Raw genomic sequence first — 15,542 nt, 5'->3', positions numbered from 1 at the left:
GAGAACAGGCTCTTTTTGATTAAGTATACTTATTTCCTGGTCGAGAATTTGTAGATAGTAGTCTCTTTATACTTCTCCCCAGGTTTGATGATCGTTGTCGGGAACGTTGGCTGGTTAGGTGAATCAGGGTAATGCTGTGCCTCCAGGCACAGGCCGGCATAGCGATTATACCTGGTGTTGTTCTTGCCTGTAAGGCTGCCATCGAGGTGGTAGGCTGTATAGAATTGTATACCCGGCTGTGTGGTATGCACTTCCATTACTCTCCCCGTTACAGGCTCATATACAGTAGCAGCATGCGTTAACTTGTCTCCGCCGTTATTGATCACATAATTAAGATCGTAGCCAAACCCCTGTAGGTTATTTATGCGTGTACCCACCGGCTGCGGCGTGGTAAAATCATAGGGGGTGCCTTTAACCTGTGTCAGTTCCCCTGTCGGTATCAGTGTTTTATCGGAAGCAGTAAATTTATCAGCATTTACAGTTACTACATGGTTTAGTATATCTGCTTTTTTGCCGGCACTCAGGTTAAAATAACTATGGTTGGTCAGGTTTACAGGGGTTGCCTTATCTGTTGTAGCTTCGTAGTCAATTTTTAGCCCGTTGTCATCGGTTAAAGTATAAGTTACCACTGCGGTCAGGTTACCCGGGTAGCCTTCTTCCATATCCTTGCTTACATAGGTTAGTTTTACTGCGTTCTGCTCCGGCATCTTTTCTGCCTGCCATACTACCCTGTCAAACCCGATGTTTCCGCCGTGCAGGTGATTGGGCTCGTTGTTAGTTGCCAGCGTATACTCCTGCCCATCAATAGTGAATTTGCCTTTGGCAATGCGGTTCGCATAACGCCCTATAATGCCACCTATATGCGGATCGTTAGGCACGTACTGATCAATACTGTCAAAGCCCAGCACTACATCTCCCATCTTTCCATCTTTGTCCGGCGTTAAAATGGAAGTAACTATAGCACCATAGTTGGTGATCTTTACCTGCACGCCATTCTGGTTCGTTAATGTATAAAGGTTAACCTCTTCCCCGTTAGGGGCTACCCCAAAGGATTCTTCTGTAATTTCTGTTAGTTCCGAAGTTATTGTTTCGGTCTGATCTGCACTTTTATCATTGCTGGTACAGCTGCTGAAGCCTGCTATACTTCCCCATAAGGCCAGCATCATTACCTTACATTTAAGGCTAGGTTTTTTCATATGCGCTAAACTATAGTTGTGTATCTGTTTTTATGGTTTAAGTATAATGGTGCTGTAAGCCGGTAGCTGAATTGTATTCTTGTCAAGCACTGCGTTGTTATTTGTGAATAGGGTTTTTTTATAGTTTGCCAGGTTAGCCGGCAGACTTATACTTGCCGCAGTACCAGACACGTTGTGCAATACCAGAACTGTTTCTCCTGCATGGGATCGGGTAAACGCACTTATCGCTTTATTGTCCAGCCTTACAGGTTCAATTTTTCCGTAGGTAAGTGCTCTACTATTATTTCGTAAACTGATCAGGGTTTTGTAGTGGTTCAGGATCGAGGCTTTATCTGAGGCCTGTACAGCAACTGGCGTTACCGTTTGCTCTGTACTGTTTACCGGCACCATCCAGGAAGTGCGACATTCATCTTTTTCCTGTACATCCCACAGGAACGGTTCCCTGATCTGCTCATCTGGTTTCTTGCCCTTCATTCCTATCTCCTCGCCATAATAAATATACGGTGAGCCTGGCAACGTAAACAGGAGTGCAGCTGCCAGTTTGGCTTTATTCATGTCGCCATTTACTTCGCTCATTATCCTGTTCTGGTCGTGGTTGCTCAGGATGGTGGCGTCTACAAAATCAGGATTCACATCATCATAAATATCCAGGATATTAGCATGCTTGATGGCCAGGGAATCGCCCTGCCCTTGCTGCAAAGCTTTAAGTATAGCCCAACTCATCTCGAAGTTGAAAAGTGCCGGTAACCCTTTTGTATAGGGCGCTACTGTTTTGGCTTCAGCCCATACTTCGCCTACCAGGTATACATCTGGTTTTACTTTGCGCATTTCGGTAATAAACTCCTCCCAGAACTTATGGTTGTCTTCTTCTCTGTCATCCGGGAAAATATGGCGGGCTGCGTCCAGCCTGAAGCCATCCACGCCTATCTCCTGTAGCCAGTATCTCCCGATTTTATAGGTTTCTTCGCGCAGTTTCGGGTTGTCGAAGTTCAGGTCGGGCATACCGCCCCAGAAGTAGCCAAAGTATTTATAGTCGCTGCCAGGTACACTATGCCAGTGGTTAACGTTAAAAGAATCTGCCCCGGTGGTTTTGCCTTCGCCTTTTGTCTTTGGATCATCCTTATGCGCCCATACATAATAGTCGCGGTAAGGGCTGTTAGGGTTGGCAGCTGCTTCCTTAAACCAGGGATGCCCGTTTCCGGAGTGGTTAAGCACAAGGTCTACTACTACTTTTATACCTCGCTTATGTGCTTCAGCCAGAAAGGCCTTAAAGTCATCCATTGTGCCGTAATTTGGATGAATGGCATAGTAGTCTGTTACATCATACTTGTGGTAAGACGGCGACGGGCTTATAGGCATCAGCCATACTGCTTCCACACCCAGCTCATCCAGGTAATCCAGCTTCGAAGTCATGCCTTTTATATCGCCGATGCCGTCGTTATCAGAGTCACAGAAAGACTGTACAAAAATTTCGTAAGATACTCCGCGTGGCCACTCACTTGCTTTTGCTTCAGGTTGGGTGGTTGTTTTTACTGGAGCACTACAGGCAGCTGCCACACATAAAGCCGTTATTGGTAACAGGCGATGTAAGTTCAGTTTCTTCATGCGTAAGCGGTTTACAGGTTTATACGTCAGGTATATTTTAGAACTCTAATATAAAACAAAACCCGGCAATTTGGAATTGCCGGGTTTTGTAAGGTATCAGTTAATGGTCTGCAGCCAATTACAAAGTATAGCTGTGGCAAACCAAACCATCTTTATTTATTTTTTAGTAAGTGTGTAAGTCACACTTCCATCTGCATTTTCAAGATCCAGTACGATATCGTAAGTACCGGCCTCTGCAATGGAAATATCAGCACCACCTTGGTTTAACAGGTTATTTGATGTATCATCATCACCATAGTTAACACCCCAGTCATCGTTCAGTCTGAACTTGATCTTACCTGCTGTGAGCGGAACTGTAAGTTTCCATACACCTTCTTCATGGATGTACTTCATATTAGTATCAGTTGCCCATCCACCTGGCGTGGCATCGCCAATCAGCCCCCAGGAGTATTTCTTACTTGTCCAGGTCAGGGTGTTTAGGTTTACTTCCAGTTGGTAAGGATCGTTGGTAGCAATCTCTATGTCCGGGCCTGTAGTTGATAAAGTACCTGCACTGGCTCCGCTACCATAAGCAGTATCCCAGTCGCGTTCAGGCGTAATCTTGAACTTGCGGCTGTTGGTACCAGAGAAGTCAATTACACCTTTATAGATACCATCGTTGTTAACAGAGATTAAGGCTGGCGCTGCGCCCGGGTTCCAACCTTGGTAATCGCCTGGCACAAACACATAACCGGGTTCCACAAACGTAGAATAAGGCGTAACATTCAGTGTTAAAGGCTCAGAATATACCGGATTAACAAGATCAGAGACAGAAGCTTTAACACGAATGTTTATATCATGAGCTACTTCTGGCTCGTATTTCAGCTTATTTAGTAAAGTGTTTAGCTCTTCAACTGTATACTTTTTCTCCAGGTTATTACCCATTACAATGTTGTAAGGAGTTTCGAAGTTATTGTCAGCCGTATCAACCTGTAAGGTATAGGTAACTGCAGCTTTATATCCGAAATCAGCCTTACCCCAGGTAAGCGTTATGGCATCATCTGCAGCTTCTTCTTTCACTAAAACGAGCTCATTGGTTGAGGCATTTAGCACAGGAGCCTCTCCTTCACGTAAAACCAACTTTTCTTCGTCTTTTTCACAGCTCATTAAGGTAAGCGCTGCTACAAAAAATAATAATGATTTATTTAACCAGCTTTTCATAAAGACATTTTTATAAGTTTATATATCAGCACTTCACGATCTTATTTAGATAGCATGAAGTGCTGCATAAATTAATACCCCGGTGTTGGTTCAAGATTAGGATTAGCTATCAGGTCGTTGGCAGGAATCGGGTATAGATTTTTATAATCTGCTACGCCCGTACCACCCGCAACTCCACCTTTCCATGCCCATACATAAGAATCGCTGGTAAACTTACCGAAGCGGATAAGATCCGTACGGCGGTGACCTTCCCAGTTTAATTCACGGGCACGCTCATCAAGTATAAAATCTAAAGTTAGTTCGCTTGATGTGATAGTGCCTCCGCCATTGGTATATGCTCTGGTGCGAAGTTCGTTTATATACTCAACTGCTTGATCCTTAGGTGCACCGCTGCGTACCACGGCTTCAGCATACATCAGGTATACATCAGCAAGGCGGAACATCGGGAAGTCAGTATCAACAAATGTAGCATTAGAGCCATTAACGTTCGTAGATGTCTTGTTACTCCATTTGGTTATAGGATAACCTTCTGTAAAGGTAGAGATGGTACTGATCTCTAACTCCTGTCCATCGGTGTGGAAGTTGGCACGGTCGTCGTTCTGTAAAGCATCTCCTGAGAATAAATTATACATAGAAGGAGTAGAACGGATACCACCCCAACCAGAATCGATACCAAAATTTGAAGCTGTCATGGTACCACCTACAGCCGCGTGCGTCAGGAAGGTAGTACCACCATAAGAGCGGGTTCTCTGTCCGTCGAAAGCAACCGGGAAGATGATCTCATTCGAAGTATGGTTATCAGCCATGAACAGGTGGTCATAGTCTTCTTCTAAAGTATAGCCGGCGTTAATTACTTTCTCGGCATACTCTATTGCTTCTGTATACTTCTCCTGGTTAATGTATGTCTTGGCATTCAGGTATAGTTTTGTAAGCAGCGTCCAGGCAGCGGCTTTATCAGCACGGCCATACTCGTTCTGGCGAGGTTCTGCCAGCAGGTCCACTATGCCGGGATTACCTTCGGTACCAATCAATTCGCCTTCAATGTAAGCAAACAGGTCTTCTTTAGAAATCTGCTCCGGGAAAAAAGCACCAATTGCATCTTCTTCGGTAACAAACGGAACACTGCCATACATATCCAAAGCATGCCAGTAGCTCATTGCGCGCAGGAAGCGTGCTTCAGCACGGAAAAGTTTTGCCTGCTCCAGGTTAGCACCGGTTATGCCACGCTCAGCTAATTTACTATCTGAGGTTTCGCGAATAAACTCATTGGCCAGCGTGATCTGGTAGAAAATACGATAGTACATAGCCGTAGTAACATCGTTATTGGATGACCAGGACATGGTATTAATTACCGGCAGACCTGGGTCATTCCAGCCGATCACAGCTTCATCAGTTGGTACTTCCTGCAATATCCAGTAAGCACGCACATAATTTGAGGCACCTTCATCAATACCTCTTACATCCGGCTTCCCATCTGGCCCCTGCTGACCTGTAACAGCTAAACCGCCATATAGCTTTGCCAATACCATTTTATAGTTTGCAAAGTCTTTATAAACGCTGGCTGATGTTGCCTCATAAAAAGGTTCACGGTCCAGGTCATTAATACAGGAGGTGGTTGCCACCGTTACAAGTCCTGCACAAAGTATAGTTCTTAAATATCTTGATGTCATGATTGCTCAAAAAATTATAGTTCCAGATTTAAACCAAGGCTGAAGATGCGTGGTCTTGGATAGAAATTGTTATCAATACCACCAGCAATCTCAGGATCAAGGCCAGCGTATTTTGTGATAGTAAACACGTTCTGTACGTTGGCGCTCAGGCGCAGACCTGCTTTGTCATTTAACACTTTCCCGAAGTTATAACCCAGGCTAATGTTTTCCATGCGCAGGAACGAAGCGTTCTCGATGTAGTAATCTGATTCGTACTGACGGGTATTGAAACCTGTATCGAACACGTTTGGAGATAAGTTTGACAAGAAGCCGGTAACAGCTGTTACGTCGTAAGCTCCGTTATTTGAGAAGATGTTGTTATACATGTAGTTGTTGAAGCTACCACGCATTAACAATCCTAAAGACCAGTTCTTATAGTTTAGTTGTGAGCTGAAACCAAGGTTAAACTTCGCTTCCGGATCTTTGTAACGGTACCTGTCAAGTTCGTTGATGATACCATCTTCGTTCAGATCTTCGTACAGGCCTTCTATAGGTTTACCGGCATCATCGTATACTTGCTTGTACACAAAGAAGCTATAAGGAGCATATCCTACTGAATGGATCTGGATGTTTCTTCCTGTAGCACCACCAATACCACCTACCAAAATACCAACTGCACTTTCATCCTGCACGGCATTCAGTTTTGTAATCTCGTTTTTATTAAGTGATCCGTTGATACCAACAGTCCAGGTAAAGTCTGCTTTGTCGATAGCTACATAGTTTAACATAGCTTCTATACCTTCACTCTCGATGGTACCTACGTTTGTAAGTAACAGGTTAGTAAGGTTGGTACCCGCAGCTACAGGCACTACGCTCAGCAGGTCTTCTGTATTTCTGTTATAATAGTCTAAACTACCATAAAGCCTGTTGTTCAGGAATCCGAAATCAAGACCAACGTTAAAAGCTTTTGTTTCTTCCCACTTTAAGTTGGCATCATATCCTTCCGGACGAAGCAACAGGAAGTACTGGTCACCGATCTGGTACATGGCAGCACTGTCGCTGGTGGTATAACGTGCCAGGTATGGATAATCATTATCAGATACATCCTGCTGTCCTGTTACACCATAACCTACACGAAGCTTAAGATCAGAAACTGCTTTAGAGTTTTTAAGGAAAGCTTCTTCGTTAATTCTCCAGGCTAATGCCAGTGAAGGGAAAGTGCCCCATTTCTGACCTTCTCTGAAACGTGAAGAACCATCGCGGCGCACAGTGGCAGTTAACAGGTAACGATCTTTAAGAGAATAATTTACTCTACCAAAGAAGGAAACCAGTGTGTTCTGTGTTTTGAAAGGAAAAGGATTAGCTGGTTTACGCTCTTCGCCATTTTCTCTGAACGTTGCAAAAGTTGGCTTTTCGATTGTAAAATCCTGGTAAGAATATCCGGCAGTAGCGTCTACGCGGCTGCTGATATTGGTAAGCTCTTTTACATAATTCAGGTAGAAATCAAACAATTTGTTTGTTCTGCTTTCTTCGTAATGAGAGAATGAACCACCTTCATAGAACTCAGATGCAAGGGTAGCAGGGGCATTATTGTCGCCGTCGCTGTCAGATACATCATACCCCATGTTCAGGTTTGCTCTTAGTTCCGGAAGGAAATGGAATTTGTAGTCGAACTGTATGTTACCAATGCTACGAATTGCTTCACCTTCATTACGACGCTGCATCAGCATACTCAGAGGGTTTTTAGTGGCAATTGTAACTGGGGTTTTATCTGTTGGGTTAACCCATTCAAAATAACCTCCTAAGTCAGCCTTATCGTTTTCCTGATATGGCGATTGTGTTGGGTCAAACGCAATGGCAGCCCCGATAGCGCCTGTTTCTGCAAAACGGCTATCGGTAAGTGAACCTTTAAAATTAAGCTCTACCTTCAGATGATCGTTCAGGAAGCTTGGGTTTAATTTTACCGTACTTGTTACTCGATTAAACTGAGATGTTTTAAGCACACCTTCCTGGCTAAGGTAACCAATAGAAACGCGATAAGGCAGTGTTTTGTAAGCACCACTTAAACTTAGGTTATTATCAGTAGTATATGCTTGCTGGTATATCTCGTCCTGCCAGTTAGTGTTGGCATTACCTAACAGTTCTTTCTGAGCATCTGTACCCCTCTCATTTATAAGTGCTCTGAACTCATCTGCGCTCAGTACATCAACCTGGTTAGGGTTTGTAGCCAGAGAGTGTAGTGTGCTGAAGTTAACAGTCATTTTCTGACCGGCTTTACCACTCTTGGTAGTAATGATGATCACACCATTAGATGCGCGGGAACCGTAAATTGCCGTAGCAGAAGCATCTTTAAGAATGTTCATGGAGGCAATATCATCCGGATTTATAAAGTTTAGCGGATTAGAAGAACCAGCAATTACATCATTATCAACTGGTACTCCGTCTATCACAATAAGAGGATCGTTGCTGGCATTTAAAGAAGAACCTCCACGAATACGGATTCGGCTTCCTGCGCCTGGTGCACCACTATTTGATATGATTTGTACGCCGGCTACTTTACCTGATATTAGCTGCTCAGGAGTAGTAACCTGGCCAGTCTGGAATTCTTCTTCCGTAACAGAGGCAACAGCACCTGTTACGTCAGTTTTCTTTTGTGTACCATAACCAACTACCACGACTTCCTGAAGAGCTTTTGTGTCTGGTTGAAGGGTTACATTTATAGTTGTGTTGCTACCAATTGCCACCTCTCGGGTTGTGTAACCGATAAAAGACATTACCAGCGTGCCACCTGCTTGTGGGGCATTTAGCGAGAAGTTACCATTTATGTCTGTAGAGGTACCAATGGCGGTTCCTTTTAAAACTACAGTTACGCCAGGTAAGCCTTCTCCGTTTTCATTAACTACTCTACCTTTTATGGCAACGCCCTGCTGGCTGCCAGGTGCAATTTTACTGCTCTCTGCTTTATAGGTGGCAACAAGCGCTGCGCCTCCCCCATTGTTGGCAGTTGCATTGCCTGTCATGTACAGGCAACATAATGCCATAGTTAAGCCAAAGCTCACACGTCTTTTAGACTTATTTCGCATAGTTGTTTGAATGAGTAAAAGTTAAATCAATATTGTTTTGTTATTATTGTACTCTTCACTCCTGCATCCTGCCGGCATGAAGCATTTGCTTTATGTTGAAATCTACTTCTGCATCATAATCAGCTACATGTAACAAGATCTACTCTTGCCTATAGTATAAGATTACCTATAATGACTATTGTAAGCTATTTAAAGGGTGATATTCTGGTTCTGGAAAAAGTGCATTCCCAACTATATAAATGCTATTACTCAAGTACTAATTGCGTAAAATATTTATTAAAAAACAAGTATATAGCCATATAATAATTCAGGTTCTGGAAAATCTGAATTTATAGAAGGGTGTGTAGTTTTGTTGCCCCTTGATAAGGTACAGTTGCAGTGTAAATGTTTAAAGCTATAAATCATTAAGTATAGATATAAAAGAATACTTAATTTTCACTTACGTAAAATGTATCAGAAAGAGCTGCTATTCGGTAATTAATTTTTTAGACAGACTTTAGTGATCTTAAATTATACTTCCAAAACAACCCGAATTCTCAATATTTATGCTTTAACAGAAGCAGCGAATACAAATCCCATTTTTGATAACTATGAAAAAATCCCCTTACCAAGGCAGGTAAGGGGATTTATATTTATTGCTGAATTATAGTTGCGGGCTAGTTTAACTTTACCAGCTTTTTCACAGCTTTACGCTTACCCGCTTCGATCCGGATCAGGTAAACTCCTGCTGCAACGCTTTGCATATCCAGCACTTGCTTTAGATCATCCTGGCTTTTTTTATACATGACTGTGCGTAATACATGACCTGTTATATCTGTAACCTGAACCGAAACATCACCGCGATAACTGTCTGAGAATTCTAACATAACAGTATGTTGTGCCGGGTTAGGATAAACATCTATGTTTTCAGCCAAAGGCATTTCATCTTCCACATCCAGCACTACACCCTGCCAAGGCAATAAGCCGGGTTCAGGTGTCGTCAGTTTCGCGGTAGTATACAACCTGAACTCGCCTGGCTGCAGAACTATTGTTTCCATTGGGTTGGTAACAGTAACTGTTTCGCCTGTAAAGTAATCATACCACGTACCTGCTAGCGGGAAGCTGGCTTGTACACCTTTAGCATTCACATCATAGTTACCGATAATAAAAACGGTCATGGTCTGGTGGGCCAGGGTCAGGCGTTTGATCATACCTTCAGAAGTAATATTGTAGTCTGTGGTACTAAATGCAGGGTAGTTCTTTTTCAGCTTTATGAGTTCAGCATATACTTTGTAAAGCTTCATGCGGCTTTCATTGGCACGGTATTTCCAGCGGATTGGTTTTGGATGCGTTCTGTTGATAGAATCAATTGATACATCGTATCCTAACTCACCAAATTGCCAGATCATTTTAGGTCCTGGCACAGGGAAGAAAAAGGCCGCCGCTAGCTTTGCACGGTTAAGCGCTGTTTCCAAAGTGCGGGTATTGTAAGAGCCGGCTGAACGGCCATTCTTTAAAACATCGTAAATCTGGCGCTCTTCGTCGTGGCTCTCCATGTAGCCGATTACATGCGGTTTCTGCCAGCCACGGTTTTTATATGAAATCCAGTCGAATGAAGATTGATTGCCTTTGGCAAAGTTGCGGTAATCCCAGTTAATGTTGCCCCAGAACAACATGCCATAGTTTGCCAGCTCTTTTTCCTCAGCGTTATCAGCAAAGTGTTCCAGTATAACCAGAGCCGTCTCATCATAACTTCTGATTTCATCGTAAATACGCTTCCAGGTGGCTACACGACCAGCATCGTATTCACTCCAGGCCCCTACATTGTTACCGGTTACCTTCTGCGTAAATCCTTTTGACAGGTCGAATCTAAAGCCATCAAACTTAAATTCCTGCAGCCAGTAGCGGTTCACGCGTTCTACAAAGGCTTTGGTCGCTTCGCTCTCGTGGTTAAAGTCGAAAAACACACTATAAGGGTGGGTGGCCTGCTGGTTCAGGAAAGGGTTTTCAGCAGATGGGCGGTCGCCGCTTCTGTACAGCTGCATATACGGGAATTCCCAGTCGGCCTGGTTCAGCACCATATCCAGGATAACAGCTATACCCATTTCGTGACACTTATCAATAAAAGCTTTTAATTGATTGGCAGTACCATAGGCTTTATCAGGAGCAAAGTAAAAAATCGGGTTATAGCCCCAGGAGTTATTACCGCTGAATTCCATAATTGGCATCAGTTCTATGGCATTTACCCCTAAGCTCTTCAGGTAAGAAAGCGTATCGGTCAGGGTGCCATAGTTCTGGGTCTCCAGAAAATCGCGTAATAGTAATTCGTATACTACCAGCGTATCTGCTTTAGGCCGTGTAAAGTTCTCTACTTTCCAGTTGTAAGCTGCCTGGTTTGTCTGGAGTATAGATACGATACCTTTTGCACCTGCAGGGTATGGCTTAAGCCCCGGGTAAGAAGCTGCTGAAATATACTTGTCGTTGTTCGGGTCCAGAATTTTGTGTGTATAAGGGTCTGCTACAGCAATGGTACCATCCACCAGGTACTGGTAGGCTATTTCCTTGCCGGCTTCCAGGCCATCAATTTCCAGCCAGTAGCGGCTGCCATCCGGTGTTTTGTTCATCAGATATTCAGGTAGCGGTTCCCAGTTGCTGAACTCCCCTATCACATAAACGAACTTCTTGTTCGGTGCAAACAGAGTAAGCAACGCTTTATCAGCTCCGGTATAAACTACCCCGTCTTTAGCATTGGCAGGCAAAGCAGCTACTGGCGAAACCGGCCTGTTTGTATAGAAGAAGGTATCGGTAACGGCATCTGTACCTACTTTTGCTTCAAACACAACCGTTCTGCGTATACCCGTTTCTGTTCCTGTGTTCAGGTTATAAACTAAAGAGTCCTGGTCCTGTGCGGTGGCTACTATGGTGTTATCTACTTTTAGGGTGATGGCAGCATTGGCAGAAGTATAAGCTTTAACAGGAATAATGGAATTGGCGTCGGTGAAAAAAGACTGCTCCGTAGGTGTACTGAAAGCACCAACCACTCCTGTTGAAGGATAGATCGTTACAAAGAAATCTTCGGTTTGGGCAGAGCCGTTTGCATTTTTTAACAATAACCCAAGCTTACGAATAGGGGTACCGGTGGGCACACCAAAGTAACTGCGCGGAGTAATGGTGATAGACCAGCGGTTGTTGCCAACGAAGGTCATTTTACCCGGTGCAAAAGGAGCTGTCCAGACTGTTTGGCCCGCAGGCTGATACTGAAAAGCATCGCCAGTTGCGGTAGTGCCGGCACCAGACCAAAGGTAAATATCGTTCGGGGTATTCTTTAAATTAGCAGCACGAGAATCTTTTGCCTGGTTAATATCAAATACCAGGGTAACAGGTTTATCGGCGGTAGGAAGTACAGGCTTAGTTGTAACTACCTGTGCAGCGGCAGAAAGGCAGGTTACTAAACTAAGTAAAATGAATAATGAGGAGTAAAGTTGTCTCATAAGCGGGTGTGAAATTAAACAGATTAAAGGTAAAAATATTCTGGTTAGGATTTTAGTAAATATGTAAAACAAACTATTCTGACAGTTTAAGTATAGCGATATTAAAAACCACACTACATGAAGCATAGACTACCAATTTATACCTGGCAGCTACCACCAGACTTGGGATAAACTACTTTATCCTTCACTAATCTGAGGAGTTACTTCCCCATACTTATGAAGGCACATAAAAACTTTTATCTGCAGCATCTCCTTCCATTGTAAATTTTATTTATCTTGAGCACGTATATATAGAGTACACGTAATGCTTCCAGCGTTGGTTCGCATCGCTCTAAGTATAAATCAACTTTAATACGCAACTAATCAACAAACATAAACTAATTAATTTATCCATGGCCGGAGTTTCACCTTCTACTCAAAACAAGCCAGTTAACGACGAAGTTACGGCTAAAAATTACACAGGTCCGCTGATCATAGTAACCCTGCTCTTCTTTATGTGGGGTTTTATCACCTGTATGAATGATATCCTGATACCGAAGCTACAACAGGTATTTGTACTTCAGCATTGGCAAGCCATGCTGATACAAACAGCTTTCTTCGGGGCGTACTTCATTATATCGCTGCTATACTTTATTTTCTCGGTAGTAAAAGGTGACCCAATCATGAAGATCGGGTACAAAAACGGTATTATAGTAGGTTTAGTGGTTGCGGCTGCCGGTTGTGCCTTGTTTTACCCGGCTGCAGACCTTCAGAGCTATGGTTTCTTCCTGATGGCGCTTTTCGTGCTGGCTTCAGGTATAACTATACTTCAGATTGCAGCCAACCCCTATGTAACTATACTTGGCCCATCGAGCAGTGCAGCCAGCCGCCTGAACATGACGCAGGCTCTTAACTCTTTTGGTACTACAGTTGCCCCATTAATTGGTGGTTACCTGATCTTCGAAGCAGTTAACACGGTTTCTACAAACGGTGCTGAGTCAGTAAAGATGCCTTACCTGGGCCTTGCTGCCACACTTATTGCTATTGCTGTTATGATAAAACTGGCCAAGCTTCCGCATGTAAAGGGAGAAGGCAGAATTATACCTGATTCGGGCGCACTGAAGTATCGCCACCTGGTACTGGGTATAGTTTGTATTTTTATGTATGTAGGTGGCGAAGTAGCCATCGGCAGTACCCTGATCAACTTCTTTAAACTGCCTCACATTGCAGGGCTTTCTGAAGTAGAAGGTGGCCATTACCTGGCTTTCTTCTGGGGTGGCGCCATGATCGGACGTTTCTTTGGTGCAGTAGCGTTGGCTGAATTTAAGAACAACAACACCAAATACCTGATCATTGCAGCTATTACAGCTATTACTGTCACACTTATCTATACCACTTTCGGTCAGAATGAAGCTTTAATTGCGCTGGGTCTTATTGTGGTAAACTTCCTTGTATTGTTACTGGGCAGGTTCCTTCCGGGCCGTACGCTGGGCTTCTTTGCCTCTGCTGTAATTGTGCTGCTGCTCATCACCACGTTTGCGTCTGGTGCAGTTGCCATGTGGTCTGTTATTGCGATCGGTTTGTTTAACTCTATCATGTTCCCGACTATCTTTACCCTGGCCATTAAAGGTCTTGGCGTACATACCAGCCAGGGCTCATCGCTGCTGGTAATGGCTATCGTTGGTGGTGCAATCATCCCTCCTTTACAAGGCTATGTAGCCGATGTTACCGGCAACCTGCAGATATCGTTTATCGTGCCGATGCTGTGCTACCTGTACATCGTGTTCTATGGTTTCAGTGGATCTAAAGTAGAGAAGATAGACCCAAGTGCTGAAGAATAACCTTATGTTATCTGAAGTATAAAGAAAAGCGCCCTGCCAAAAAGCGGGGCGCTTTTGCTTTAAATATTTTACAGTTGCGTTGCGTCTTTTGTAGCTTTGCCCCGTCTTTAGTCAGGCAATACACAACTTAACCTTTCACTATGAAAAATCACCTTCTGTCACACTTTTTATTCTTATTGCTGCTTACCTGTAGCACCCTTCAGGCACAAACCAAAAGCTTTTACTTTACTACTTCCGATTCTGTGCAGCTATATGTGCGGGTTGCAGGTCAGGGCAAACCCTGCCTGTTTATACACGGCGGTCCAGGTTCCTGGACAAAATATTACTATGCCTTGGGTGGTAATATTACAGAGCAGGATATGACCATGATCTACGTGGACCAGCGTGGTAGTGGCCGCTCAGGAGGTAATGCCAGTACGGATTACTCGCTGGCGCGGGTCGTAAAAGATTTTGAAGAAATAAGAGCTCACCTTGGCTACGATAAATGGATCGTGATGCCGCACTCTTTCGGAGGAACCATTGCGACGGAATATGCTTATACTTATCCCACCCGTGTATTAGCTACCATTTATGTAAACACTACTCTTAACTTGGATTATGCAAAGTCGAATGGTATAACACAGGCAGCACGCATACTAAATGTGCCGGAGTCTGAATTCCTGAAGCCGGGCGTGAGCAAAACACAGGCATTCGGTGCTGTGTGGGGTAAGCTAAACGAACAGAACCTGGCCTATAAAATGATGTACCGGGACAAGGAGATGTTTGATAAAATGGCGGCCGTAATGGATACCACCTTGAACGGGCACTTCGGGAGCAATGTATGGAACTACACGGAATATGAGCAGGACTTTACAATGAAGTCAGCAAGTATAAAATCACCTGTTCTGGTATTCACTGGGCTCTACGACTATTCTATCGGCCCTGACCACTACAAATCATTTCAGTTCCAGAAAGCGACCTATAAAGTGATGAAAACAGGCCATTGCCCTTACCAGGAACAACCGGATACATTCCGGAAGCATATCCGTAAGTTTATAGCTAAGTTGGATTAAAGAAATTAGCTATGATTGGTCTAAAGAAGGTGCACCACATTGCTGTTATTTGCTCAGATTACGAAAGATCAAAAGCATTTTATACTAGCATTCTAGGGCTTACCATCATCAGGGAAGTATACAGGCAGCAAAGGCAGTCTTATAAACTCGATCTAGCATTAAACGGCCAGTACATCCTGGAGCTTTTCTCCTTTCCGAATCCACCTGCACGGCCATCCCGCCCCGAAGCCACTGGGCTCCGGCACCTGGCTTTTGAAGTTGATGACCTGGAGGAAACAGTAAAAACAATTCAGGAAAAAGGAGTATCTGCAGAACCGATCCGAACGGATGAATTTACCGGAAAACGTTTCACATTTATCAGCGACCCGGATGAATTACCCATCGAATTCTATGAAAGTTAGTTTATTAATTAACCAAACTACACTTTCTACTCTCTAGCTATAGTACAAAAAAGCGCCGTGCAAAAC

General features: G+C 43.8%; 9 protein-coding genes. 3 read left to right on the top strand and 6 right to left on the bottom strand.

What is annotated here, in order from left to right:
- Nucleotides 1-29: 29 nt before the first annotated feature.
- The 6 genes from MJ612_RS01645 to MJ612_RS01620 all read right to left on the bottom strand — a co-directional run bounded on the left by MJ612_RS01645 (nucleotide 30) and on the right by MJ612_RS01620 (nucleotide 12,203).
- Nucleotides 30-1,196 carry an aldose epimerase family protein gene (locus MJ612_RS01645; RefSeq protein ID WP_187028822.1) on the bottom strand — a complete coding sequence of 389 codons (1,167 nt, stop codon included), beginning with the start codon at nucleotides 1,194-1,196 and terminating at the stop codon, nucleotides 30-32.
- 30 nt (nucleotides 1,197-1,226) lie between these two features.
- Nucleotides 1,227-2,801 (bottom strand): alpha-amylase family glycosyl hydrolase, encoded by a 1,575-nt coding sequence (locus MJ612_RS01640; RefSeq protein ID WP_187028820.1) that lies wholly within the window; start codon nucleotides 2,799-2,801, stop codon nucleotides 1,227-1,229.
- A 156-nt stretch (nucleotides 2,802-2,957) separates the two neighbouring features.
- Entirely contained in the window at nucleotides 2,958-4,001 is a 1,044-nt protein-coding gene (locus tag MJ612_RS01635; RefSeq protein WP_187028818.1) for a SusE domain-containing protein, read from the bottom strand.
- A gap of 71 nt (nucleotides 4,002-4,072) precedes the next feature.
- Entirely contained in the window at nucleotides 4,073-5,671 is a 1,599-nt protein-coding gene (locus tag MJ612_RS01630) for a RagB/SusD family nutrient uptake outer membrane protein (RefSeq protein WP_187028816.1), read from the bottom strand.
- Nucleotides 5,672-5,685: 14 nt separating this feature from the next.
- Nucleotides 5,686-8,733: a SusC/RagA family TonB-linked outer membrane protein gene (locus MJ612_RS01625; protein ID WP_187028814.1), complete on the bottom strand. Its 3,048-nt coding sequence runs from the start codon at nucleotides 8,731-8,733 to the stop codon at nucleotides 5,686-5,688.
- A 656-nt stretch (nucleotides 8,734-9,389) separates the two neighbouring features.
- Nucleotides 9,390-12,203: a DUF4961 domain-containing protein gene (locus MJ612_RS01620; RefSeq protein WP_187028812.1), complete on the bottom strand. Its 2,814-nt coding sequence runs from the start codon at nucleotides 12,201-12,203 to the stop codon at nucleotides 9,390-9,392.
- A 392-nt stretch (nucleotides 12,204-12,595) separates the two neighbouring features.
- On the opposite strand from MJ612_RS01620, the gene MJ612_RS01615 reads away from it, so the two are divergent.
- The 3 genes from MJ612_RS01615 (at nucleotide 12,596) to gloA2 (ending at nucleotide 15,476) form a co-directional block, all read left to right on the top strand.
- On the top strand, nucleotides 12,596-14,023 hold the full coding sequence (locus tag MJ612_RS01615; protein ID WP_187028810.1) for a sugar MFS transporter: 1,428 nt from the start codon (nucleotides 12,596-12,598) through the stop codon (nucleotides 14,021-14,023).
- A gap of 140 nt (nucleotides 14,024-14,163) precedes the next feature.
- Entirely contained in the window at nucleotides 14,164-15,075 is a 912-nt protein-coding gene (locus MJ612_RS01610) for an alpha/beta fold hydrolase (RefSeq protein ID WP_187028808.1), read from the top strand.
- Between the two features lie 11 nt (nucleotides 15,076-15,086).
- Nucleotides 15,087-15,476 carry an SMU1112c/YaeR family gloxylase I-like metalloprotein gene (gene gloA2, locus MJ612_RS01605; protein WP_187028806.1) on the top strand — a complete coding sequence of 130 codons (390 nt, stop codon included), beginning with the start codon at nucleotides 15,087-15,089 and terminating at the stop codon, nucleotides 15,474-15,476.
- Nucleotides 15,477-15,542: the final 66 nt, after the last annotated feature.

The sequence above is a fragment of the Pontibacter deserti genome (assembly GCF_023630255.1).
Classification (GTDB): domain Bacteria; phylum Bacteroidota; class Bacteroidia; order Cytophagales; family Hymenobacteraceae; genus Pontibacter; species Pontibacter deserti.
This window is presented reverse-complemented; position numbering and strand designations above follow the sequence as displayed.

What these genes read in the sequence shown, in the direction of transcription:
- MJ612_RS01640 (WP_187028820.1), bottom strand. Translation starts at nt 2,801, where the DNA reads ATGAAGAAACTGAACTTACATCGCCTGTTACCAATAACGGCTTTATGT.
- MJ612_RS01610 (WP_187028808.1), top strand. Translation starts at nt 14,164, where the DNA reads ATGAAAAATCACCTTCTGTCACACTTTTTATTCTTATTGCTGCTTACC.
- MJ612_RS01645 (WP_187028822.1), bottom strand. Translation starts at nt 1,196, where the DNA reads ATGAAAAAACCTAGCCTTAAATGTAAGGTAATGATGCTGGCCTTATGG.
- MJ612_RS01620 (WP_187028812.1), bottom strand. Translation starts at nt 12,203, where the DNA reads ATGAGACAACTTTACTCCTCATTATTCATTTTACTTAGTTTAGTAACC.
- gloA2 (WP_187028806.1), top strand. Translation starts at nt 15,087, where the DNA reads ATGATTGGTCTAAAGAAGGTGCACCACATTGCTGTTATTTGCTCAGAT.
- MJ612_RS01615 (WP_187028810.1), top strand. Translation starts at nt 12,596, where the DNA reads ATGGCCGGAGTTTCACCTTCTACTCAAAACAAGCCAGTTAACGACGAA.
- MJ612_RS01635 (WP_187028818.1), bottom strand. Translation starts at nt 4,001, where the DNA reads ATGAAAAGCTGGTTAAATAAATCATTATTATTTTTTGTAGCAGCGCTT.
- MJ612_RS01625 (WP_187028814.1), bottom strand. Translation starts at nt 8,733, where the DNA reads ATGCGAAATAAGTCTAAAAGACGTGTGAGCTTTGGCTTAACTATGGCA.
- MJ612_RS01630 (WP_187028816.1), bottom strand. Translation starts at nt 5,671, where the DNA reads ATGACATCAAGATATTTAAGAACTATACTTTGTGCAGGACTTGTAACG.